This window comes from Chloroflexota bacterium (assembly GCA_009840355.1).
Taxonomy (GTDB): domain Bacteria; phylum Chloroflexota; class Dehalococcoidia; order Lucifugimonadales; family JADFKI01; genus Bin90.
In genome coordinates this window covers 38,208-61,742 of sequence record VXNZ01000005.1, presented here as the reverse complement: position 1 = coordinate 61,742, position 23,535 = coordinate 38,208, and the positions used below count along the sequence as shown (strand labels likewise).

17 protein-coding genes and 1 pseudogene are annotated in these 23,535 nt (G+C 58.6%); 9 read left to right on the top strand and 9 right to left on the bottom strand.

Features of this window, described 5'->3' with window-relative positions; translation table 11 throughout:
* Positions 1-170 precede the first annotated feature (170 nt).
* Together F4X57_01095 and glpK are read right to left on the bottom strand one after the other, a co-directional pair.
* A complete protein-coding gene (locus F4X57_01095) occupies positions 171-1,220 on the bottom strand; it encodes an Ldh family oxidoreductase (GenBank protein ID MYC05772.1) in 1,050 nt (349 codons plus the stop codon).
* A gap of 329 nt (positions 1,221-1,549) precedes the next feature.
* Positions 1,550-3,052: a glycerol kinase GlpK gene (gene glpK, locus F4X57_01090; protein MYC05771.1), complete on the bottom strand. Its 1,503-nt coding sequence runs from the start codon at positions 3,050-3,052 to the stop codon at positions 1,550-1,552.
* 112 nt (positions 3,053-3,164) lie between these two features.
* Between glpK and F4X57_01085 the strand changes: the two genes are divergently transcribed.
* The gene (locus tag F4X57_01085) at positions 3,165-3,548 is read left to right on the top strand and encodes a hypothetical protein (GenBank protein MYC05770.1); all 384 of its coding nucleotides are present in this window, start codon (positions 3,165-3,167) and stop codon (positions 3,546-3,548) included.
* Positions 3,549-3,590: 42 nt separating this feature from the next.
* Positions 3,591-4,259 (top strand): thiaminase II, encoded by a 669-nt coding sequence (gene tenA, locus F4X57_01080; GenBank protein MYC05769.1) that lies wholly within the window; start codon positions 3,591-3,593, stop codon positions 4,257-4,259.
* Positions 4,260-4,261: 2 nt separating this feature from the next.
* Here the strand turns inward: tenA and cofE are convergent, their stop codons facing one another.
* Positions 4,262-5,035 (bottom strand): coenzyme F420-0:L-glutamate ligase, encoded by a 774-nt coding sequence (gene cofE / locus F4X57_01075; protein ID MYC05768.1) that lies wholly within the window; start codon positions 5,033-5,035, stop codon positions 4,262-4,264.
* A gap of 156 nt (positions 5,036-5,191) precedes the next feature.
* On the opposite strand from cofE, the gene F4X57_01070 reads away from it, so the two are divergent.
* On the top strand, positions 5,192-6,067 hold the full coding sequence (locus tag F4X57_01070; protein ID MYC05767.1) for a CoA ester lyase: 876 nt from the start codon (positions 5,192-5,194) through the stop codon (positions 6,065-6,067).
* Positions 6,068-6,314: 247 nt separating this feature from the next.
* Complete coding sequence (folB, locus tag F4X57_01065; protein ID MYC05766.1) at positions 6,315-6,701, top strand: dihydroneopterin aldolase; 387 nt, start codon at positions 6,315-6,317, stop codon at positions 6,699-6,701.
* A 42-nt stretch (positions 6,702-6,743) separates the two neighbouring features.
* On the opposite strand, the gene F4X57_01060 is transcribed toward folB, so the two are convergent.
* Positions 6,744-8,024, bottom strand: a complete 1,281-nt coding sequence (locus F4X57_01060) for a hypothetical protein (protein ID MYC05765.1) — start codon at positions 8,022-8,024, stop codon at positions 6,744-6,746.
* 179 nt (positions 8,025-8,203) lie between these two features.
* Positions 8,204-9,016 carry an MBL fold metallo-hydrolase gene (locus tag F4X57_01055; protein ID MYC05764.1) on the bottom strand — a complete coding sequence of 271 codons (813 nt, stop codon included), beginning with the start codon at positions 9,014-9,016 and terminating at the stop codon, positions 8,204-8,206.
* A 169-nt stretch (positions 9,017-9,185) separates the two neighbouring features.
* On the opposite strand from F4X57_01055, the gene F4X57_01050 reads away from it, so the two are divergent.
* From F4X57_01050 to F4X57_01035, 4 genes and pseudogenes are all read left to right on the top strand, one after another.
* Positions 9,186-10,580: a magnesium chelatase gene (locus F4X57_01050; GenBank protein ID MYC05763.1), complete on the top strand. Its 1,395-nt coding sequence runs from the start codon at positions 9,186-9,188 to the stop codon at positions 10,578-10,580.
* A gap of 35 nt (positions 10,581-10,615) precedes the next feature.
* Positions 10,616-10,844 (top strand): annotated as a pseudogene (locus F4X57_01045) (type II toxin-antitoxin system HicB family antitoxin).
* 42 nt (positions 10,845-10,886) lie between these two features.
* On the top strand, positions 10,887-13,586 hold the full coding sequence (locus F4X57_01040; GenBank protein MYC05762.1) for a valine--tRNA ligase: 2,700 nt from the start codon (positions 10,887-10,889) through the stop codon (positions 13,584-13,586).
* 92 nt (positions 13,587-13,678) lie between these two features.
* On the top strand, positions 13,679-14,968 hold the full coding sequence (locus tag F4X57_01035; GenBank protein MYC05761.1) for an MFS transporter: 1,290 nt from the start codon (positions 13,679-13,681) through the stop codon (positions 14,966-14,968).
* Between the two features lie 186 nt (positions 14,969-15,154).
* Here the strand turns inward: F4X57_01035 and F4X57_01030 are convergent, their stop codons facing one another.
* The 4 genes from F4X57_01030 to F4X57_01015 form a co-directional block, all read right to left on the bottom strand.
* Positions 15,155-15,898 carry a hypothetical protein gene (locus F4X57_01030; protein MYC05760.1) on the bottom strand — a complete coding sequence of 248 codons (744 nt, stop codon included), beginning with the start codon at positions 15,896-15,898 and terminating at the stop codon, positions 15,155-15,157.
* Positions 15,876-17,642, bottom strand: a complete 1,767-nt coding sequence (polX, locus tag F4X57_01025) for a DNA polymerase/3'-5' exonuclease PolX (GenBank protein MYC05759.1) — start codon at positions 17,640-17,642, stop codon at positions 15,876-15,878. Before polX ends, F4X57_01030 begins: the two co-directional genes overlap by 23 nt.
* Positions 17,643-17,709: 67 nt before the next feature.
* Entirely contained in the window at positions 17,710-20,394 is a 2,685-nt protein-coding gene (secA, locus tag F4X57_01020; protein ID MYC05758.1) for a preprotein translocase subunit SecA, read from the bottom strand.
* 285 nt (positions 20,395-20,679) lie between these two features.
* Entirely contained in the window at positions 20,680-21,642 is a 963-nt protein-coding gene (locus F4X57_01015) for a ribose-phosphate pyrophosphokinase (GenBank protein ID MYC05757.1), read from the bottom strand.
* Positions 21,643-21,989: 347 nt separating this feature from the next.
* Here F4X57_01015 and amrB point away from each other — a divergent pair, with 347 nt between their 5' ends.
* Positions 21,990-23,297: an AmmeMemoRadiSam system protein B gene (gene amrB / locus F4X57_01010; GenBank protein ID MYC05756.1), complete on the top strand. Its 1,308-nt coding sequence runs from the start codon at positions 21,990-21,992 to the stop codon at positions 23,295-23,297.
* Positions 23,298-23,535: the final 238 nt, after the last annotated feature.

Genomic DNA, 23,535 nt, shown 5'->3' with positions numbered 1-23,535 from the left:
TCAGATTCCTCACTGCGCTCGGAATGACATAAGCAACGTAGAATGACAACATTAAGGACTTATGAAATCGTCTCAGTCAGTGAATCCCTCCCCCATCAAGGGGGAAGGGAGGACGGGGTGAAGAGCCCCAGTACGGGCGGCGAGATCGTCTTGTGCATCGGACGGAATAACTACATTTCGAGCGATTCAGTCAACCCGTATTCGTCGGCGAGCGCTTTGAGTGCGTCCCATGTGCTGTCTTCGACGGTGATACCGTCGCGCAGTAGCGTCTGTTCTTTCAAGTGCTCCAACTCGCCGGGGTAGAAGACCTCGGAGAATCCGGCGGCGGTGGGCGTGCTCTTCAGGTACTGCGCGAACTCGGTTACCTCTTGCTTGAACTCTTCGACCGGGCGGAATGCATCCACGTTGAACGCGGCGAGGAAGCAGCCGTCATTGTGGCGGCCAGACGGGTCGTGCCCGAAGCCGAGTCCGGTGAGAATTCCGGACAGTATCTCGACCATCACGGACAGCCCGTATCCCTTATGCCCTTCAGGGCCGCCCAGCGGCAGCACCGCGCCGCCGTTTCGCAGGTCGCTGGGATCGGTCGAAGGATTGCCGTCTTTGTCGATAATCCAGCCTTCCGGCACCGACGCGCCGCGCGCGACCGCAACGCCGAGCTTGCCTGCCGCCACCGCGCTAGTCGCCATATCGATGAACATCGGGCCTTCGAGTTTGCTGGGCATGGCGATGCAGATCGGGTTCGTGCCAAGACGCGGCTCGCGTCCGCCGAACGGCACGACGCCCTTAGACGACCTGCCGGAGTCGGCGGTCATTATGCCGATCATGTTCTCGTGGGATGCCATAATCGGGTAGTCCGCGACACGCCCGACGTGGCTTTGCCGGAACACCGTCGCGGCGGCGACTCCGTGCTGCTTCGCCTTCTCGATGGTAATCTCCATTGCCCGCTCCGACACGACATAGCCGAACCCCCAGTTGCCGTCTATCACCGTCGTGGTCGATGTCTCGCGGATTATGTCGAATGGCGCGCCGGGAACAATATGCCCACGCTTGGCGCGGTCAATGTATGTGGGAATCTGGATGATCCCGTGCGAATCATGACCGGCAAGATTCGCGCCGATGGAGTGCCGCGAGACTATGTCGGCTTCTTCCTCGCTCGCGCCCGCCCCGATGAGGAGCTGCGCCGCTATGTTCTGCAATCGATCTGCTTGGACGGTAGGCATTGTTCTCTCCTAGCGATTACTGTTCTGCCTTGCTGTAGTTCCTGCCTGCTTGATGGAAGGTTAGGGCAGGGCAATGTAATTTCAATCTTGTTTTATGATGTAAGACGCTTTCACAAATCCAATTTATGCCTGTCATTTCGGCAATTCACCCGTGTCATTTCGAGCGAAGCGAGAAATCTAAAGCCGGAAACAGGTTTGCATGCGATGATTTCAGATTCCTCACTGCGTTCGGAATGACAAAAAGCGGAGAATGACAATATTATGGAGTTATGAAATCCTCTCGATGATATGGTAACTCTCTACTGACTGAGTGGCTAAATGACTGCGGACTACGCCCGCTCCCAAGCCTTTGCTCTTCCCACCGCGCGCTGCCACTTAGCGTACAGCCTATCACGGCGTTCGGCGCTCATCGTCGGCTCGAAGCGCTTGTCGCTCTCCCAATTCTGCGCAATTTCGGTCGTATCTTGCCAAAATCCGGTGGCGAGTCCGGCGAGATACGCTGCGCCAAGTGCGGTTGTCTCCGCGGTGGCGTGCCGCTCGATGGATATGCCGAGAATGTCTGCTTGGAACTGCATCATCAGTTCATTCGCGGTGGCGCCGCCGTCCACGCGCAGCAGCGGAATATCCAATCCTGTGTCACGTTTCATCGCGTCCATCGCATCTCGCGTCTGGTATGCGGTCGATTCTAGGGCGGCGCGCGCGATGTGTCCGCGCTCAGTGCCGCGTGTTATGCCCAGCATTGTGCCGCGCGCGTACATGTCCCAGTGCGGCGCGCCCAGCCCGGTGAACGCCGGCACGAGATATACGCCGCCATTGTCTTCGACTGACGCCGCGAGAGCTTCCACATCTGACGACTCTTCGATGAACTGCAAGCCGTCGCGCAGCCATTGCACGGTCGCGCCGGTGGAGAAAATGCTGCCCTCCAAACCGTAGGTTACGCTGTCGCCGATGCCCCAGGCGATGATGGACAGCAAGCCTTGCCGCGAGTGCACGCGTTCCGCGCCGCTGTTGATGAGGATGAACGACCCCGTGCCATAGGTATTCTTCGCCATGCCCGGATCAAAGCACGCCTGCCCGAACAGCGCGGCATGCTGGTCGCCCGCAACGCCCGCGATGGGTATCGCATGACCACCGAAGAAGTTGCCGCCCGTGTAGCCGAATACAACGCTCGATGGCTGTACTGCGGGCAGCATTGCGTCGGGAATGTCCAGCGCACTTAGCAAATCCGCGTCCCATTCGAGGGTGTCGATGTTGTACAGCATTGAGCGCGATGCGTTCGTAACATCGGTGGTGTGCAGAGTGCCGTTCGTCAGCTGCCACATCAGCCACGAATCGACCGTGCCGAATGCGAGCTCGCCATTCTCGGCGCGCCGCTGTCCGTCCGGGATGTGGTCGAGTATCCAGCGAATCTTGGTCGCGGGGAAGTACGCGTCGATGGGCAGCCCGGTTCTCTCCACGACATCGGCGTCCAATCCGCGCGCCTTCAGCGCATCGCAGAGCGGCGCAGTCCTGCGGCATTGCCAGACAATTGCGTTGAACACCGGCTTGCCTGTGCTGCGCTCCCAGACTATTGTCGTCTCGCGCTGGTTCGTGATGCCGATGGAGTTAATCTGTCGCACGCCAATCTCGGTTGCTTCCAACAGCTCGTCCACCGTTTCAATCACCGATTCGAAGATGTCATTCGGGTCGTGCTCGACCCAGCCCGGCTGCGGGTAAATCTGCGTAATCTCGCGGTATGCCTGCCACACGACACGCCCGGAGCCGTCCACCAGCAGGGCGGTCGTGCCTGTCGTGCCTTGGTCTATCGCCAGTATGTATCCCGATGTTGTCATTGCTGTGCTGCCCGTATCAAAATTCCGCTTGACGCAAGGTCCGGCCGTTTTCGGCTATAATTCGCCGTGAGTATATGACGGACGGCAATGAATTGTGAAGGGGCAGACGCAATTGAGCGACCGAAGAATCAAAATTACGGCGGGCGAGGTGTCCGTAACGGCAAGCCTGAACGACAGTGCGACCGCCGACTTGGTATGGGACGCGCTGCCGTTAGAGGCATCCGGAAACACCTGGGGCGACGAGATTTACTTCCGCATCGCAGTGAACGCGAGTGAAGAGGACGGCGCCAACGATGTCGTCGAAATGGGCGCGGTGGCGTACTGGCCGCCGGGTCAGGCACTGTGCCTGTTCTTCGGGCGCACGCCGGCGAGCAGAGGCGACGAAATACGGGCGGCGAGCGCAGTCAATCCGCTAGGCAGCATCCAAGGCGACGCCACCGTGCTGAAACAAGTCCGCTCAGGAACGCGCATTGCCGTGGAGCGGGCAGAGGGCTGATGCGCCATGGCTAACGGGATAAACAGGATTTGAGAGGGAGTTATGGGGTTTTCGGATGACCTTCGGCGGGAGTGCGCCGATATTTGGGACGCGGAGCACAATCATCCGCTCGTCAGCGGCATCGGCGACGGCACGCTGGAATTGGCGAAGTTCCAGTATTACATGCGGCAGGATTACATCTACCTCATCGACTTCTGTCGCGTGATTGCGCTCGCCGCCGCCAAGACGCCCAACGTGGGCGACATGGGCTGGTTCGCCAAGCTGCTCGACGAGACGCTCAACACCGAGATGGCGCTGCATGTGAGCTCTTGCAAAGAGTTCGGCATCAGCGAGGAAGAACTGCTGGCGACACAAGCATCGCCGACCACGCACGCATACACGCGCCACCTCTTGCAGATTGCGCATCGCAGCAGCGTAGGCGAAATTTCGAGTGCGATACTGCCCTGCATGTGGGGCTACAGCGAGATAGGGCAGATGCTGTATGACCGCGGCTTGCCGAAAAACGCGCCACTATATGCCAACTGGATTGAGATGTACAACTCGCCGGAGTTCGCGGAACTAGCCGCCTGGATGCGCGATTTCATTGACCGAATCGCAGCCGACAGCGGCGAAGAAGAGGTCGAGCGCATGCGCGAAGCATTTCGGATTGGGAGCAAGTACGAGTACATGTTCTGGGATGCGGCGTGGCGTATGGAGGAGTGGCCCGTGTAGGGCTACCTAAACATGTCCTTCGAGCGTTCGCGGATTAGCGGCGCGATGGTGGCGTCTTGCATCGGTTCGTAGTCGTAGCCGCGAATTAGGGCGACCGGCACTTGGATCGCCTTTGCCATCGCGAGTTCTGCCGCTGCGGCGAGTTCGTCTGCGGCGGCGATGGTTGTTACCTTAAGTTCCATGCCGTTCACGTCGTAAGTGCCGCGATAGTCCTTGACCGGGTTCATGCCCGCGACGCCGATGGCGATGTTCGCATGCCCATCGCGCCAAGCGCGCCCGAATGTGTCCGATACTACCACCGCTACATCGACGCCGCCCGTTACGCTCGCAATCTCATCACGTATTTCACGCGCCGAGCGATCGGAGTCTTCGGGCAGGAGGCAGACAACATCGACGCCCGGCACATTTGACGCGTCGATGCCGGCGTTCGCGCACACGAAGCCCTGCCGCGTCTCGCTGATGATGATGCCGCGCTCCGATTCCATCCGCACAACTGCGCGGCTCTCGCGCAGTACAAGCTCGACGAGTCGGGCGTCTTTGTGTGTCTCGGCGGCGAAATTCACCGCGAGCGGCGATGGCTCAATTGTGTTCAAGTCTATGAGTCGGTGTTCTGCCTTGGAGATAATTTTCTGCGTCACGACAAGGACATCGCCCGACTGAAGTGGTGTTTCTTGCGCGCGCGCTGCGTTCGATATTAGACTGCCTAACGATTCGCCGCCGGTAATCTCCGGAATGCCGGTGATGCCAATGACTTCGATGCGCGGGACCTCGTTCATACTTGCGTTCTCCGTGCGGCAGGCTAACATGGTTTGACAGGCTTGATGCGGCGCGTTGCCGTTCAAGTATATCAGCAAGAACAATTACGGGCATGTCGTTGCCGTACTTTCTATCCCTTGGCCCATGTCGGGGCAGGGACTGTGGGAGGAAATTGAATGACTATTTTGAGAAGCCTGTTATTCGTGCCGGGCAACCAGCCACGCATGCTGGAACGCGCATCGGGGCTGAAGCCGGACGCGTTCATACCGGACATGGAAGACTCTGTGCCGGATGACGAGAAGGCTAACGCGCGGGTGGTTACGGCGTCGTATCTCGCGCAGCTGGCGGCGGCCGGCGCGCGCGTGATTCCCCGCGTAAACTCGCTGGAAACCGGGCTGCTGGACGACGATCTGGCGGCTGTGGTAGGCGAGCATATCTCCGGCGTGTCCGTCGGCAAGATATGCACCCCCGAAGACATCGCCACCATCAGCGACAAACTGGAGGCACTGGAACGCGACGCCGGCTTGGAAGTCGGCAGCATAAGCCTTGTGCCATGGATTGAGACCGCGCAGGCGATAGTAAACTTGTACGCGATATGCACGGCGTCACCGCGCATCATTGGCGTGGCGTTCGGCGCGGAGGACTTTACGAACGACATGGGCATCGAGCGCACCGAATCTGAAACCGAGACATATTTTGCGCGAAACAGCATCGCGGTGGCGGCGCGCGCTGCCGATGTGCTCGCGCTCGACACGCCGTACTTCGGCTTCCGGGATCCTGACGGCTTGCGCGATAACGCTCAGACAGCAAAGCAATACGGCTTCAAGGGCAAGTTCGCCATCCACCCGGCGCAGATCGACATTATCAACCAGACATTCTCGCCGTCCGCAGCCGAGATCGAGCAGGCGCGCCGCGTCGTAGAGGCGTACCGCGAGGCAGAGGGCAGAGGACGCGGCTCGACTTCGCTAGACGGTAGGGTAGTTGATGTGCCGGTCGTAAAGCGAGCAGAGGCACTGCTAGAACTGGCGGAATCGCTATCTTCGTCCGAGTGAGCCCTTTGCTGTCAAAGCGACTTGCGTAGCCGCATTAGACTCTATTCAGAGGACCATTTCACAAATGCAATTCGTACCTGTCATTTCGAGCGAAGCGAGAAATCTAAAGTCTGCAACGGGTTTGCATGCAACGATCTCAGATTCCTCACTGCGTTCGGAATGACATAAGAGTAATGCGAAATGACAACATTAGGGCACTTGTGAAATCGTCTCCAATCTAAGCAATCACAAGCAGGATGTGAATAATATGGGAGCGACTAGAGATGACACGGACAAAGTATTTCTGCACGGGCTTGTCTTCTATGGCTACCACGGGGTCGGCGCGGCGGAGAAGGCGAGGGGACAGCGCTTCATAGTGGACATAACGATGGAGTGCGACACGCGCGCAGCCGGAGCATCGGACAACCTTGAAGACGCGGTGGATTACGTCCCAGTGTACGACATCGCCAAGGAGGCGCTCGAAGGCGAAAGCAAAGACTTGATAGAAAGCGTCGCCGAGCAGATCGCAACGCGCATATTCGCCGAGACCGCCGCGAGCGCCGTCAGCATTAGCATCAAGAAGCCCGAAGTGGCAATCAAGGGTAGTATCTTGTCATACGCAGGCATACAGATATACAGGCAGCGGCAAGACTGAATTAGACCGTAGCGGATCGCCCGCTAGCCGCATGCGATCAATTCACTCTGCCGTACACATGCTTTCTGCGGCAGGGCTTGTCGGCAGCACTACCTTCAGTTCGGTGTATTCGCCCCGCACGGATGCTGCGGCGACGCTGCCGCCGTGCTCGCGCACGATGTCCCAGACAAGGCTGAGTCCCAAGCCGGTGTTTCGCGGTGTCTTTCGCGTGGTGTAGAACGGGTTGAACATGCGCTCTTTGACTTCTTGGCTTAAGCCCGTGCCGTTGTCCCGGACTAGCATAATTACTCCGTCGTCCGTGCTGTTTGTGCTTACTGTGAGTTGTGGGCTGTACTTGCCTTGTGCCAGTCGGCGACGCTCTGCCATTGATTCGCAAGCGTTCATCACCAAGTTGATGATTGCCCGCGCAATATCTTCCGGTACGACCTCTATTTCATCAAGTGTCGGGCTTAGATCCATATCAACCGTAGCCTCAAAGCCGGGTTCATACGCCTGAATCGCCTTGTGCCCCAGGTCGGTCTGCTCGATGACTAGGCGGTTCAGGTTAACCGAGCGGAAGCCGCCGCCGGTGCCGCGATCCAGGATCATCATAGCGGACGCAATGTGGTTCAGGCGGCTGGCGTGATGCTCTATGCGCTCCATATTGCCGACGAGGTCGTTGACTATCTCGGCTGCTTCTTCGCGGTCGAAATCGCCGGATTCGCTCAGCAGCTCTTGCAGCTCTTCTGCAAGTTCCTGCGAGGATTCTGTGAAATTACGGATGAATTGCAGCGGGTTGCGCATCTCGTGCGCCACGCCCGATGTCAGCTCGCCCAGTTCCGCTAACTTTTGCTGGCTAATGATTCTGTCCTGACTGTCTTGCAGATCTGCCATTGCTTGTTCCAACTCGGCATTCCTGTCGCGCAGTTCCTCTGACAGTTGCGTTACGGTGTCAATCTGCAAGGCACGAATTGAGTTCTGCCGTAGCGCTTCCAGCGCGATAGCCACTTTGGAAACTTCGTCGTTTCCCCAAGGCTCTACACTATGATCGAAATCGCCGGCGCCCAGCCGTCGTATCCACACCTCGACTTCGACTATTCGCGGTATGTTGACCGCGGTTATTATCGTATGCAGGACTAATGCGATGTAAGCTCCGCCGGACAGCGCGAATATCAGCCAGTTACCCTGAGCCAGCGATGCCACGCCTGCAATGATGAGGAATATGTGCATGAACAGCATGCACAAGAGTTGTTGCACCGAGGAGCGGCGGATGCTGAACTTCGACATTCCTAATGGGTCGTTGGCGTCGTGTTGCTCGTCCAACCGGCCAGCATGTCGGTTCATTTGCGCGGCTCCTACTCGGCTTGCTCAGAATTTCGCAAACCATTATAGAACAACGGAAACCGTCGTGTAACGGCGCGTTTGCGGTTTAATGCTACCGAGGAAGAACCAAATGCGCCGATAACTCGGGACGCATAAAGGCGTGGACTCAGGGACGGATTGTGAGTAGAGATGGGCTATGGTTAGCCCTGAATGTGTGCGATATACCGTTCTGCGGACCGGCGCACGGCGTCTTTGGCGTTCTGCATAACATTGCGCCCCCACCAGCCGCCGTATATGCGGTCAAACTCATACGGATCGACTGCCGCGACGATTCGTCCGATTTCAGGCGCGGACAGGGGAATAAGGTTCGGATAGCTAGTCATAAAGCTGACGAATCGCCTATCAGGCACGACGGTGATGCTGTCTCCGACGAAGAGCGCTCCTTTTCCGTCCGCGCCGCCAGCCCAATGGAGCACTGCGCTGCCGTCGAAGTGTCCGCCGCACTGAATCAGTGTCGCGCCGGGCATAATTTCCAACGGCTCGCCATCCCAATACCGGATGTTGGCGTGCGGGCGCATCACATGCTCGCGGTCCGCCTCCGGGATGATAATTGCAGCGTCGTCGAACGCGAGACTCCAGCTCACCATGCTGTCGTAGAAATGCGGGTGCGAGAAGCAGATAACCTGTATGCCGCCCAGCGCGTTGACCGCTGCAATGGCGCTGTCGTCCAGCAGGCTGATGCAGTCGTACAGCACATTGCCGCCGGGCGTTTGCAGCAGCAGGGCGCGCTGCCCGATGGAAAACGACGGCGTCATACCAATGCCGATCAAGCCCGGTTCTATCTCGCGGGTTTCATTGACATAGCCTTGCGCCTTGAGTTCCGCCATCGTGGTCCATTGCTGCCCGTCCCAGCCCACATACTGGCGTGGGTCGTCGCAAATCGGGCAGTTTGGCGGCGGCGACTCGCTCGCCGAGAACTCCACGCCGCAGGTCTTGCAGATGTAGTTCATCATAGTGATTGGCAGTATATCAGCAATTGCAATTACATGGATGAACAAGATAAGCAGGATAAAGCGTGGGTATCTCGTCAGCCGTCGCGAATGTCTGATATGATTGTTCTGCAAAATTGAACAAGTCAAATCGTACACGCCAATTTGTACACAATGGGACGGGAGGATGAAAATGCCTGATAAGGCGAGCACCGTCGGGGAACTGCGAGCGAGCGGTTACAAGCCCCTGACTGTACGCGAAGAAATCCGCAACAACCTCATCAGCAAGATTCAGGCGGGCGAGGACCTGTTTCCGGGCATAATCGGCTTCAGCGACTCGGTGATACCGCAGCTGGAGAACGCCATACTCGCCGGGCAGGACATCATATTGCTGGGCGAGCGTGGACAAGCGAAGTCGCGGCTCATACGGCACATGGTGTCGCTGCTGGACGAGGAAATCCCCGTCATTGCCGAATGTGAACTGAACTGTGAACCGTTCGATCCGATATGCTACCAGTGCAAGGCAAGGATCGCCCGCGACGGCGATGCCACAAAGATTTCGTGGCTGCACCGCGACGAGCGTTACAGCGAAAAACTTGCAACGCCGGACATCACCGTTGCCGATCTTATCGGCGAAGTCGATCCGATAAAGGTCGCGGAAGGGCGCTACCTTTCCGACGAACTGACGATACACTACGGGCTGATACCGCGCACGAACAGAGGCATATTCTGCATCAACGAACTGCCCGACCTGTCGGAGCGAATTCAGGTGAGCCTGTTCAACCTGATGCAGGAGCGTGACATTCAGATTAAGGGCTACCGCATTATGCTGCCGCTCGATGTGTTCTTGGTATCGACCGCGAACCCGGAAGACTACACGAACCGCGGACGCATCATCACTCCGCTTAAGGACCGCTACGGCGCGCAGATACGCACGCACTACCCTCGTTCCTTGGACGACGAAATCGGCATTGTAGAGCAGGAATACGCGCACTTTGACGACACCGGCAGCCGAGTCAGCGTGCCGCGATATATGCGCGAGATTATAGCCGAGTTCACCGCATTGGCTCGCCGCAGCCCGGACATCAACCAGCGTTCGGGCGTCAGCCTACGCGTGTCCATCGCCAACTACGAGACGATGCTTAGCTCTGCGTTCAAGCGCAGCCTGCGCCACAACGAACCCGCATCCCCGCGCGTAAGCGACCTTCCGGCGCTGGTCGCCTCCACGACGGGCAAGATCGAGATGGAAAGCGTCGAAGAGGGCAGGGAGTTCCGCGTCATCGAAGATCTGGTGAAGAAGGCGGTGCTGAACACATTTGGCCGCTACTACCAGCCGCGCCAATTCGCCGACTTGACCGACCTGTTTGAGGAAGGGCTGACAATCGAATGCGGCAGCGACAAGTCGTCCGCTGATTACCTATCTGGCTACGCCGGGATGGGCGAAGCAGCCGAGCTAATCAAAGAGATCGAGCAGTCTGAAGAGGCGGCGGCAATCGCATCCGCCGTGGAGTTCATATTGGAAGGGCTGCATCTGAACCGCCGTCTGAACTGCGACCGCGTCGGCGGGCAGTACATTTACAGTGGGTAAGATGGGCAGTAACGTCGATGCACAGGGTGGATATGATGAAGGGCTACCATATAAACATCTTCTACTCCTAAAGAAGACGAGCCGTATGTTGCGGATATACCCGACCTCATACATTGCTCGGCTTTCGGGGATACCGCTGAATAGGCTCTGAAAGAGTTGTAGATTGCTAAGGAAGCATGGCTTGCGGTCGTCACGGAATCAGGCAAGCCGATCCCCGCTCCAAGATACCGCCCTGCCATCTATCAAGTTGGATTGATTGAATAGGCGAGCAGCAACAAGGCAAACCGAATTGACAGGACGAAATTCATGACACAGAGAACAAGCCTGAGCGAGATACCACGAGCCTATGAGCCGCAGAGCGTTGAAAAGCGTATCTACGACTTCTGGATGGACGGCGGCTATTTCACGCCGGAGATAGACCACGACCGCGAGCCGTTCACCGTCATTATGCCACCGCCGAATGTTACGGGTGAGTTGCATATGGGACACGCGCTTACCATCGCGCTTGAAGACCTGATGGTGCGCTGGCACCGGATGAAGGGCGAATCTACGCTGTATCTGCCCGGCTCCGACCACGCCGGCATCGCAACGCAGGTTGTCGTGGAACGAATGCTCGCGGGCGAAGGCGTATCGCGCCACGATTTGGGACGCGACGGATTTAATGAAAGCGTCTGGCAATGGGTCGATCGTTACGGCAGCCGCATCTACGAGCAGACGAAGCGCATCGGCGCATCTTGTGACTGGACGCGCACCGCGTTTACGCTCGACGAAGGTCCGAGCACCGCCGTGCGAACCACATTTGTCAACTTGTACAAGAAGGGCCTAATATATCGCGGCGAACGCATCACGAACTGGTGCCCGCGCTGCCACACTGCGCTCTCCGACCTCGAAGTGAAGTACCGCGAAGATAACGGCAATCTGTATCAGATTCGGTATGACCTAGAAGACGGCAGTGGCGCGCTCGTCGTGGCGACAACCCGTCCTGAAACGCTGCTAGGCGACACGGCGGTTGCGGTCAATCCGGAAGATGAGCGCTACAAGGACTGCATCGGCAAGTACGCCATCCTGCCCGTACTGGGGCGCAAGCTGCCCGTCATCGGCGACGAAGCGGTCGAACTTGGCTTCGGCACCGGCGCTCTGAAGGTTACACCTGGACACGACCCGACCGACTTCGAGATTGGCCAGCGCAACGGCTTGCCCACCGTCAGCGTGATGAATCTTGACGGCACGCTGAACAGCAATGCCGGTCCATACGAAGGGCAGAGCATGGAAGAGGCGCGCAAGAACATCGTCGCGCAGTTGGAAGAAGAGGGCTTGCTGGTAGAGGTCGAGCCGTACAACCACTCGGTAGGACACTGCGACAGGTGCGACATCGTCGTCGAGCCTATAGTTACAACACAGTGGTATGTCCGGATGGAGCCGCTTGCAAAAGCGGCGCGAGACGCCGTGGCGAACGGCGAGACGCGAATCATCCCGGAGCGCTTCGCTAAAGTCTATTTCAATTGGTTGGACAACATCCGCGACTGGTGCATCAGCCGCCAGCTCTGGTGGGGGCATCGCATCCCCGTGTGGTACTGCGGCGACTGTGACGAGCCGATCGTGGAACTGGAAGACCCGACACCCTGTACCCATTGCCCCAATGGCAATCTGCGGCAGGACGAAGATGTGCTGGACACATGGTTTAGCTCAGCGCTGTGGACGCACTCTACGTTGGGCTGGCCCCGCGACACGGATGACCTCGACTACTTTTATCCGACAAGCGTGATGGAAACCGGCTACGACATCATATTCTTCTGGGTCGCGCGGATGATGATGATGGGCATCGAAAATATGGGCAAGCCGCCGTTCCACACGGTCTATCTGCACGGCTTGGTGCTCGACCCCGAAGGCGTGAAGATGAGCAAGACGAAGGGCAATGTGCTCGACCCGCTGCAGCTCATCGACATGTACGGCGCGGATGCGTTGCGGTTCGCGCTGACTATTGGCAATTCGCCGGGCAACGATCAGCGCCTGAACGAGCAGAAGCTCGAATCGAGCCGCAACTTTGCCAACAAGCTGTGGAACGCCGCGCGATTCGTGATGAGCAATCTCGAAGATGCAGGAACGGCGCTCAACGGCTGGTACAGCCCCGCACTGCCGAGCCATCGGCAAGACCGCTGGATAATGAGCCGGCTGAATCGCGTTGCCGAGCAGGTCGATAGGCTTATGCACGACTACCAGTTCGGTGAGGCGCAGCGTACCATCCACGACTTCTTCTGGCACGAATACGCGGATTGGTACATCGAAATGGCAAAGATTCGGCTGCGTTCGGATGATGACACAGGCGATTCGCCGCTGCCGTATCTCGCCTACGTGCTGGATCGCACGCTGCGGATGCTACACCCGTTCATGCCGTTCGTAACCGAAGAGATTTGGCAGTCGTTGAAAGAGCGAGTTCCAGCCGACCCGGACGCGCCGGATGCGCTGATAGTCGCCGAATACCCTATGGCGGACACGGCATATCTCGATGATGACGCGGAAGAGGACATATCGCTAGTGATGGAGACGGTGCGCTCTATACGCAACCTTCGCGCGGAGTTCCGCATACAGCAGCACCAGCGCATCGAAGCCGTACTAGACTTGCCGCAAGATGGTGATGTCGCAGCGGCGGAGGCGGACGCCATCAAAATGCTCGCGCGCGTCGAGCCGCTGAAATTCGGCGCTGCGACCAACGGCGCCGCGGCTGACGATAGCGAGAATGGCGAAAGCGTGTCGCTTGTACTGTCGAAGGGCGTTGTTACGATTCCGCTCGGCGGTCTGGTTGACCTGGACAAGGAACGCGAACGCATTCGCGGCGAGATTGCGGACATGGAACGCAACCGCGACCGCCTCAACGCGCGCCTTAGCGACGAGCGCTTCCTGTCGCGCGCGCCCACCGAAGTCGTCGAGCGCGAACGCGAGCGTCTGGCAGGTATCGAAGAGCGTAAGAGCAGGGCGGAAGATGTCCTATCTAGGCTCGGCGCGTAGTGTCGGCCGAATGTGAGCGCGCTACGCAAACATCCACGCATTTCGCGGTTCGCAAGCCGTTCGTCCCACCATTCCCGACTGAGGCATAACCGATGCTCAATCGTGTAATGCGGCCGGTCAGCCACATATTCCCGCAGGTGGGACGGAATGGCAGGATTGTCATTCTTGCCGCTGCGCTGCGTACGCTTGACTACGGATTCATCAGCGTTTTCCTCGGCGTGTATCTGTCGCTGCTGGGTTTCGGGGTAATTCAGGCGACTCTGATATTCAGCTCGATTATGGCAGGCAGCGCTCTGTCGAACTTCCTCGCCACATTCTGGGGAGATAGAATCGGGCGCAAGCGGATGTTCATGGCGATGTCCGTGCTGATGGTCGGCGGTGGCGTGGTCTTCTCGATTTCGTCAGATTACATAGTGCTGCTGATTGTAGGCGTGTTCGCGGTAACGACATCCGGCGGCGGCGACCGAACGGCGTTCATATCGCTGGACACCGCAGTGCTTGCGGAGAACACCAGCCCATCGCAGCGCACCGTGGCGTTCAGCTGTTACAACCTCGCGACCATATTCACGCGCGCGCTTGGCTCGATGATGATTGGGCTGCCCGTGCTAATTCAGCACGACCTGATACAGCAGTCTTGGGTTATAGACGAACTAGATTCGTACAAGGTGATGTTCGTGCTGTACACCGCGATTGCTGCGGTGGGCATTCCTCTGTACGCCCGGTTGTCTCCCGATGTGGAAGTGCGTCGCAGGGATTCCAGCGATGCTGAGGCACCGCAGAACGCGCCAACGCCTCCCGCAGGCACGCCATCCGCGCGTGGCTTGATTTACAGAATGACCGGGCTATCGATACTTGACGCCTTTGGTGGCGGGTTCGCGGTGCGGGCGTTCGTATCGTACTGGTTCGTAACTCAGTTTGGCATTGACCTGCTCGAAGTAACGGGTATTTTCTTCGCCGCGCAAGTGCTGAATGTGGTGTCGGTCTCCCTCGCTGCGCCGGTCGCCAAACGCATCGGGCTGGTGAACACGATGGCGTTCACGCAAGTCGCGGCGAACCTGATGTTCATCGGCTTGGCGCTTTCGACTGAAGTGTGGCTTGCCGTGGCGTTCTACCTGCTGCATGAAGTCTGCAACGATATGGATGTGCCTGCCCGCCAGTCCTACACGATGGCAATCGTGCCGGCGGAATCCCGCACCGCAATGGCGAGTATGAACAATCTCGGCCGAAATCTCGCGCAAACCGTCAGCCCAGCCGCCGCAGGTGTAATCGCTGGAATCGCGTATCTTGGCGCGCCGTTCCTAGTTGGTGCCGTTGTCAAGCTAGTGTACAACGGGTTGCTTCTACAGATGTTCCGCGGCATCAAACCGCCGGAAGAGGGCTAGTATCGTGTCAGCCTGCCTGCGCAAATGAGCCGACGAATATCCACATAAGTGACTTCGGAGCAGGCATTCGTCGTGGAAAGAAAGAAGATAGTAGGAACGGCGCGAAAATGCGGGACAGCTGGGGACGATGTGTCGTGTCGAAGTGCGCGGTCTGCGTGAGGCTTGCGTGGATGGTAGAGGAATGCGCTAAGGCTGCTCCGGCGCATACCCGCCGCCGGTCTGCGGCTGCGCTTCGGCGATTTCGCGGAGCTGGGCGATGCCTTTGCGCGTGTCGCTGGCGACTTTTGCCTTGTCCGATATTCGCATGCGGTACTTGAACAACCAATACAGGAACTCTTTGCACTGGCTTAGCGATATGACGCCTTCGTTGATGTAACCCATTTCGGCGCAGAAATCCTGCAAGAGTTCGGTGAGGCTGCGGCGGTATATCCGGAAATATGCCTCTTCGGAGAAGTCGCCTTGGTACTGATTGCCGTTGCTGACAGCGCGCTTATGCACTTCTCGCTCCACCGCCAATTGTAGCGCTTCTTCTACGACGACTCCGTAGTAGTAGTTCAGGAAACCGCTGTGCTTCTGCGCGCCTAGCAGTTCCTTGAATCGCTCTGCGTCGAAACTCTCTGGGAAGCGTCCGCTGAACAATAGCTCCTCGCGTTCGTCGTCGGGGATTAGTGTTCCTGCCACCTCGCACAGGCGCTCCGCCATCAGCATCCAATCGAACGCCTCGCCGCCGACGAAGTAATTGTTGCGCCGGTCGCCAATGGTCTCGGTTGCGGTGCGCCAGATGGACATCGCTTCCAGCACAGCCGTGGGCCAGTCCACGCCGCGCTCTAGCGCGCCAATCAGGTGCGCTATCGCTACGGCGTCTTCCCCGTCGGTCGGCGCTGACGGCGTGACGGCATCGGCTATCTCAGCCTCGTGCAAGTCTTGCAAACGCTTCTATCCTCGTAGGCTTGGGAGTCTTCAAGTATTCGATGAGCTTGTCGTAGGGGAGGGTGTTGAGGATGTGTCTGGGTTCGCACCACGCCCGGCGCGCCACGCCCACGCCGAATCGGGCGTTACTCAGGGCTTCTGTGGTGTGTGCGTCCGTGCTGATGACCAGTGGCACGCCGAGTTCACGGGCGCGCGCCGCATGGCTGTCTCGCAGGTCCAGGCGTTCCGGCGCAGCATTGATTTCGAGCGCGGTGCCGGTGTCCGCTGCCGCGCGGAATATCGCTTCGTAATCGGCGTCAACGCCTTTCCGCCCGCCAACAATGCGCGTGCTGAGGTGTCCGATGGCATCGACATTTGGATTGCGCATCGCCTTGATAATGCGCTCTGTCATTGTGGCGGCGTCTTGGCTCATCGCAGAGTGGACGGATGCGACAACCCAATCGAGCTTTTGCAAAATATCGTCGTCGTAGTCAAGCGTGCCATCCGCGCGGATGTCCATCTCCGTGCCGGCGAGTAGGCGAATGCCGCCGATGTTTTGCTCGCACTCCCGCACGACTGATATTTGCCGTTCCAGGCGCTCCTCACTCAACCCGTTGGCGATGCCTCTGCCGACCGAATGGTCGGTGATTGCCAAATATTCCAAGCCGCGTTCTTTCGCGGTGAGCACCATGGCTTGCATCGGGTCGCGACCGTCGCTCCAATCGCAGTGGTCGTGCAAGTCGCCGCGAATGTCGGACAATTCTACGAGCGCTGGAATGGCTTGTTGGAGCGCCAACTTGACCTCGCCGCCGCCTTGCCGCAATTCGGGCGGGATGTACTGCAAGCCGAGCCGTTTGTACAGCGCCTGCTCGTCGGCGAACTCTTCTATGACGCCGGTTTCCTTGTCGGTGATGCCGTATTCGTTGAGCGATAGGTTGAGCTGGTTCGCCCTGTCGCGCAGCAGAATGTTGTGCTGCAAATTGCCGGAAAAGTACTGCAACAGCGCGCCGAAGTGCCGTTCGTGCACCACGCGCAGATCGATCTGAATGCCGTCGTGCAGATACACCGACGCCTTCGTATCGCCGTGCCCCAGCACATCCGCGACATTCGGCAGGGACACCAGTGCGTCCAGCACTTGCGCCGGGTCGTCCGCCGTGCAAACGAGATCGATGTCGCCGATGGTCTCTTCGTAGCGGCGGAGGCTGCCGCCCGGCATAATCTGCCTGATTTCCGGGCATTGCTCTCGCAGCGCGGCGATGAGTCGGTCGCATATCGGCTGCGCGCGCGCGATTGGCATTCGCTTGCTCTGGCTGCGCTTGAACTGTAATTGTCGCGCGATATTGGTGGCGGTCTTCTTGCCCAGACGCGGCAGCGATTCCAGCCTGCCGTCGTCTATCGCCGCTTGTAAGCCGGACACATCTGTAACGCCCAGTTCCAGCCATAGCCGCCGCACGGTCTTCGGTCCCAGACCGGGAATCTGCATCACTTCCAGAATGCCGTCGGGAAACTCTGCCTTCAGGCGGTCGTAGTAGTGAAGCGAGTTCGTATCGACCATCTCGCCAATCTTCTCGGAGATTGCCTTGCCGATGCCGGGGATCGCCTTCAAGTCCTGCTCTTCGCGCAACATCTCGCCGAGTTCCATCGGCAGGCGTTCGATGGTGCGCGCGGCACGTTGGTAGGCGCGAATGGTGAATACCTTTTCGCCCTTCATTTCAAGCAAGCCTGCGATGTTCTCAAAAGTCTCGGCTATCTGAGAGTTGTTCATTACTTCTCACATGCTCTATGTGTCCGCCTTTGCGGCCTTCTCTGTGTGGTATGAAATAGGGCAGGGACTACGCTCCGCAACAGCGCTTGTACTTCTTTCCGCTACCGCACGGGCAGGGCGAATTGCGCCCGATCTTGCGGCTTCCCGCGGGGACGGCTTCGCGCTGCGCGGACACGACCTGCGTCATCACGCTGGCGTTGCCATTGCGGGACGCGCCGTTCGTGCCGGAGCGCTGGCGGCGGCGGTTTGTGCCGTTCGCGCCGTTGGGGTGCTGTAAGCTGCCGTTCAGCCGCGCATGCTGCTGCGCCATATCGCCGATGTTGTAGATGGCGTGCACGATGTCGCTCTGTATGCGCGACTGCAAGTCTTGGAACTTTTCGTGCCCCTCCTTTTTGTACATCACCAGTGGGTCGCGCTGCCCGAAGGCGTGCAGCCCGATGCCCTGCCGCAGGTTTTCCATTGCGGTGAGGTGCTGCACCCAGTTGCTGTCTATGACGCGCAGCATCACTTGGCGCTCCAGGGTGCGCATCTCGTCGTCGCCCAGCTCGGCTTCGATGCTGTCGTACAGCGCTTCGGCGTGGCGCAGGATGATGTCTTCCACTTCTTCGTATGAGTATGCCGCGATGTCGTCGTGGTATGCGAATTCGGACGGCATAGGCATTATGCCGCCGAGTTCGCGCGCTAGGCGTTCGGTATTCCACAGCTCGGGACGATTGCCGCCCAAGTGCTGCTGCAAGAGTTCCTGCATATTCGCCGCGACCATCGCTTGCATATTCGCCTTTAAGTCGGAGCCGGACAGAATCTTCTCGCGCTCGCCGTAGATGACATCGCGGTGCGTGTTCACCACATCGTCGTATTCGACGAGATGCTTGCGGATGTCGAAGTGGAACGCCTCTGTCTTCACCTGCGCGGACTCGATGGACTTGCTGATAGACTTGCTTTCAATGTGCCCTTCGTCTTCCATCGCCCAGTTCATGAACTTCTTGATGGTGTCGCCGCCGAAGCGCCGCATCAGTTCATCGTCGAGCGCAACATAGAACCGCGAGTGCCCAATGTCGCCTTGCCTGCCGGAACGCCCGCGAAGCTGGTTGTCGATGCGACGCGCCTCATGCCGCTCCGTGCCGAGAATGAACAAGCCGCCTTGCCTGATAACGCGGTCGTGGTCTGCCTGCCACTCTTCTTCGGGAATGCCAAGCATTTCCTGATTGCCGCCGAGAATGATGTCGGTGCCGCGACCCGCCATGTTGGTGGCGACGGTGACCGCGCCCGGACGACCTGCCTGCGCGACGATATGCGCCTCGCGTTCGTGCTGCTTGGCGTTCAGCACCTCGTGCTTGACGCCCGCCTTCCGCAGCCGATCGCTCAGCATCTCCGACATATCGATGTCCGTCGTGCCGACTAGCACGGGTTGTCCCGCTTGACTGCGCTCCCTGATTTCGCCGACGACCGCGCGGTATTTCGCGTCTTGGTTTGGATAAATGAGATCTTGGTCGTCTTGGCGAACCATCGGCTTGTTCGTGGGAATCTCGACTACTTCGAGTTTGTATATCTTCCAGAACTCTTCGCCTTCCGTGGCAGCCGTGCCGGTCATGCCGGACAGCTTGTCGTACAGGCGGAAGTAGTTCTGCAGCGTAATCGTGGCGTATGTCACTGACTCGCGCTGAACTTTTACGTTTTCCTTAGCTTCGATCGCCTGGTGCAGCCCGTCAGAGTAGCGCCTGCCGGTCATCAGGCGTCCGGTGAACTCGTCAACAATGACGACTTCGCCGTCTTGCACCACATAATCGCGGTCCCGTTCGAATATCGCCTGCGCCTTCAGCGCATTCTCGGCGTAGTGGACCAGCTCGAAGTTCTCCGCGCCGTAGATGTTACTGACATTCAGCATCTTCTCCAGTTTGGATATGCCTTCGTTCGTCAGCGCGGCGGTGCGGTGCTTCTCATCGATGGTGTAGTCGTCTTCGCGGTCGAGCGTGTTCGCCAGCCGCGCGAATCGGCGATATTCGTTTGGCGATTGCTGCGCCGGCCCGCTGATGATAAGCGGCGTGCGCGCCTCGTCGATGAGAATGTTATCCACCTCGTCCACGATGGCGAATTCGCGCTTTCCCTGCACCCGCCTGCCGAGTTCCACGACCATGTTGTCGCGCAAGTAGTCGAAGCCGAACTCGTTGTTCGTGCCGTATGTGATGTCCGCCGCATAAGCCTCTCGCCGTTCCACGCGGCGCAGGCTTTCCATGCCGCGTTCAGACGATTCCACATCAGGGTCGAACATGTACGCGGCATCATGCTGCAGCACGCCAATAGAAGCACCGAGGAAGTGATACACCTGCCCCATCCATTGGGCATCGCGGCGCGCTAGGTAGTCGTTTACGGTAACGACATGCACGCTGCCGGCGAGCGAGTTCAGGTAGGCGGGCAGTGTGGCAACGAGCGTTTTGCCTTCGCCTGTACGCATCTCGGCGATTTTGCCCTGATGCAGCACCATGCCGCCAATGAGCTGTACATCGAAGTGGCGCATTCCCAATACGCGCTTAGCCGCCTCGCGCACCGTGGCGAACGCCTCGGGCAGAATGTCGTCGAGTTCCTCGCCACGTTCAATGCGCTGGCGAAACTTGTAGCGAATCGTGGCGAGTTCCGCGTCCGACATGCTCTCGAATTCGCCTTCGAGTTTATTAATGTCTTCGGCGATGCGGCGCAGCTTCTTGATTGCTCCCTCGTTGGAGCCGACTAGCAGCCTTGTGAGAGATTTCAGCATGAGAGATTTGCCTCCGTGGTTGGGAGATCCGCCCTGCGAATCGGAAGGAATGCCCGGCAACCGCTCGTTGACCCGCTTGACGCGCGGCCTCGGCAGTATGCCAAGCGAAGTTTGGCGAACCTCTTACGCTCATTATACCCTATAAGGCAAATCGCGTTTTTGCCCGCCGCCAATTCGATGGAGTCGAGTATTCTTACGACCGTATCCTGACCTCCCACCGTCAAGAGGGGAGGGTAGGAAAGGGATATGGTGAAGTGCGATTGGAGTATTGCCAGCGATGTCAGACTAGGCGCCGGCGCCGTTGAACATCGCGCCGACGGATGTGCCGCTATGGATGCGCTGTATAGCCTCGCCCAGCATTGGCGCGACGGAAATTACGCTCGTCTTCGTGCCCATCTTGGCGGGCGGCACAGGTAGGGAGTCGGTAACGACCAGTTCTTTGATGATGCTGCTTTCCAGCACATCCGGGGCGCTGCCGGCGAGAACTGCGTGCGCGGCGTAGCAGTAGATGTCGCGCGCGCCGCGGCTGCGTATGGTGTTCGCCGTGGCGATGACCGTGCCGCCAGTGCCAATCTCGTCGTCCACTATGATGGCGGTTTTGCCCTGTACATCGCCGATGAGTGTTGTCGATTCCACGCTCTCCGTGTTGCCCAAGCGCACCTTTTCAACGATGGCGAGCGGCGCGTCCAGGCGCGATGCCAGATTGCGCGCGCGCTTGGCGTCGCCGGCGTCCGTCGCGACCACCACAATGTCGTTGTCAACCTGCCTGTCGCGGAAGTGGTGCGCAAGCTCCGGTATGGCGCTCAGTTCGTCGAGCGGGATGTTGAAGAATCCCTGAATCTGCCCGGCATGCAACTCGAGCGTCAGCACGCGGTCAGCGCCTGCGGTCTCTATCAGATTTGCCACAAGCCGCGCCGTGATGGGCACGCGTGGCTGGTCTTTCTTGTCGCTGCGGGCGTATGCGAAGTATGGGATGACCGCCGTGATCCTGCCTGCGGACGCGCGCTTGGCGGCATCGATCATAATCAGCAGTTCCATTATATGGTCGTTGACCGGGTATGCGATGGGCTGAACGAGGAACACATCCTGCTCGCGGATGTTCTCGAGAATCCGGACGAAAGTGTTGTCGTTGCTGAACTTGAACACTTCACTCATGCCAAGCGGAATGTCCAAGTAGGCGCAGATGGATTGAGCCAGCTTGCGATGGGCGTTCCCGCTAAATACCTTCAGGTCTTCGTAAAGAGCCATTCAAAACCTCTGAGAGCACTATTCCGATCTCTGCCATCGTCATAGTCCGGTCACCATCGTGTATCTCCGAAATTAAGGCGTTCCAACGTCAACTTCTTGTATTTCGGAAGCCAATTATATCATGTGGGCAATTCTTACTTACTAGTTCGCACCGTGCCCAATTTCATGCAAATCTGAGATGTGATGGGTTTATTCCCTTCCCACTGTGGGGGGGAGGCTAGGGTAGGGGCATTCCGAGCTATTGCCAAGCCTAAGCTATAGCCAACGCTGTTTGCCGATAGCCGCCCAATAGCCATCACACCACATCTGGTCTATAATCAGCGCGGCGAACGAGGTTTCGCCATGAAATGTGCGGCGCAGTCGGCGTCGATGAGGAGGCGATGATTTTGGCGAGCGAACGGGCAAGAAGCGCACCCACACATCCGAAGTTGAGGCTGCTGGAGCCACAATTGGTGGACTATCAAGGGCAGCGCATGATTTACCTGTACGACAGTCTGGGCATTGCCGAGGACGGCGCGCTCATCCCGCAGCCGCTTGCGCCTCTGCTATCGCTGTGCGACGGTACGCGCGATATATCCGGTTTACGTTCCGGCCTGCTGCTGCACACCGGCAACACGCTGCCTGAGCATGTCATCGCGCAGATTATCGAGCAGATGGACGACGCGCTGCTGTTGGAGAATGGCGCGTACCAGGACGCTGCCGCCGACGTGATGCGGCGATACCATGACGCGAGGCATCGCCCGCCGTCGCATGCCGGTCCGGTGTATCCCGGCGATGTAGCACGCCTAACCCGCACAATGGCAGCGTACTGCGAAGAAACGCCCGTGTCTGCCGACGAGACTGCTGTCGGTGAACTTATCGGCATGCTATGCCCGCACATCGACTACCAGCGCGGCCACAAGACTTACGCCGAGTTGTGGCAGCGCGCCAAGCCATCGCTTGACGACATAGAGCTGGTCGTGATATTCGGCACGGACCATTCCGGCGGGCTTGGGATGCTGACGCCCACGCGCCAGAGCTACTTCACGCCGCACGGCACACTGCGGACGGACACGGACATCATCGACGGTCTGGCAGATACGCTCGGCAAGCGTGCGTACGAGGAAGAGATTCACCACATCAAAGAGCATTCTATCGAACTCGCCGCCGTGTGGCTGCACCACTTCCTTGACGGACGAGATTGCGCAGTCGTGCCGGTGCTGTGCGGCTCGTTCCATCACTTCGTATCGGGCAGGGGCAATCCGTGGGACGACCGTCGAATTAACGATACGGTAGATTACCTAGTCGATGCCACCGCCGGACGCCGGACGCTGGTCATCGCAGCGGGCGACTTGGCACACATGGGCCCCGCATTCGGAGACACCGCACCGCTCGACGCCATAGCGCGCGCAAAGCTCGCGGCAGAAGACGGCGACTCAATGACCGAGATCTGCAACGGAGACGGCGCGGCATTCTTTGAACGCTCCCGCGCCGAATCGGACTCGCGCCGAATATGCGGCATCCCACCCATTTACCTTATGCTTGAATTGCTGAACCGGCAAGGCAAGGGCAGCAACCTGCAAGGTGAATCGATGGGCTACGACCAATGCCCCGCAGACGCGCAAGGCGGCTCGCTGGTATCCATAGCGGGGGCGTTATTGTATGACGGGGGATAAGAGCCTGGCAACACGAGAAACTATCCCGATGGGTTTCGCGCGCTTGGCAGACGAGTAGCCACTGTGCACCACGACGGCATGGCACCTGAGACCACGCCTAAAACGAACTCGGAACTCGGGTTGAGACAAGCGCGGCATTCCGCTGAGTCACATTACACGCTGGAAAAGGCGGCATAGGTGTACACGCTGTTCGACGGTGGGCAAGGTCGTGTCTAACTGGGATTAGACGATTGGCAGG

What these genes read in the sequence shown, in the direction of transcription:
- F4X57_01095 (MYC05772.1), bottom strand. Translation starts at nt 1,220, where the DNA reads ATGCCTACCGTCCAAGCAGATCGATTGCAGAACATAGCGGCGCAGCTC.
- glpK (MYC05771.1), bottom strand. Translation starts at nt 3,052, where the DNA reads ATGACAACATCGGGATACATACTGGCGATAGACCAAGGCACGACAGGC.
- tenA (MYC05769.1), top strand. Translation starts at nt 3,591, where the DNA reads ATGGGGTTTTCGGATGACCTTCGGCGGGAGTGCGCCGATATTTGGGAC.
- cofE (MYC05768.1), bottom strand. Translation starts at nt 5,035, where the DNA reads ATGAACGAGGTCCCGCGCATCGAAGTCATTGGCATCACCGGCATTCCG.
- F4X57_01070 (MYC05767.1), top strand. Translation starts at nt 5,192, where the DNA reads ATGACTATTTTGAGAAGCCTGTTATTCGTGCCGGGCAACCAGCCACGC.
- folB (MYC05766.1), top strand. Translation starts at nt 6,315, where the DNA reads ATGGGAGCGACTAGAGATGACACGGACAAAGTATTTCTGCACGGGCTT.
- F4X57_01060 (MYC05765.1), bottom strand. Translation starts at nt 8,024, where the DNA reads ATGAACCGACATGCTGGCCGGTTGGACGAGCAACACGACGCCAACGAC.
- F4X57_01055 (MYC05764.1), bottom strand. Translation starts at nt 9,016, where the DNA reads ATGATGAACTACATCTGCAAGACCTGCGGCGTGGAGTTCTCGGCGAGC.
- F4X57_01050 (MYC05763.1), top strand. Translation starts at nt 9,186, where the DNA reads ATGCCTGATAAGGCGAGCACCGTCGGGGAACTGCGAGCGAGCGGTTAC.
- F4X57_01040 (MYC05762.1), top strand. Translation starts at nt 10,887, where the DNA reads ATGACACAGAGAACAAGCCTGAGCGAGATACCACGAGCCTATGAGCCG.
- F4X57_01035 (MYC05761.1), top strand. Translation starts at nt 13,679, where the DNA reads ATGCTCAATCGTGTAATGCGGCCGGTCAGCCACATATTCCCGCAGGTG.
- polX (MYC05759.1), bottom strand. Translation starts at nt 17,642, where the DNA reads ATGAACAACTCTCAGATAGCCGAGACTTTTGAGAACATCGCAGGCTTG.
- secA (MYC05758.1), bottom strand. Translation starts at nt 20,394, where the DNA reads ATGCTGAAATCTCTCACAAGGCTGCTAGTCGGCTCCAACGAGGGAGCA.
- F4X57_01015 (MYC05757.1), bottom strand. Translation starts at nt 21,642, where the DNA reads ATGGCTCTTTACGAAGACCTGAAGGTATTTAGCGGGAACGCCCATCGC.
- amrB (MYC05756.1), top strand. Translation starts at nt 21,990, where the DNA reads ATGTGCGGCGCAGTCGGCGTCGATGAGGAGGCGATGATTTTGGCGAGC.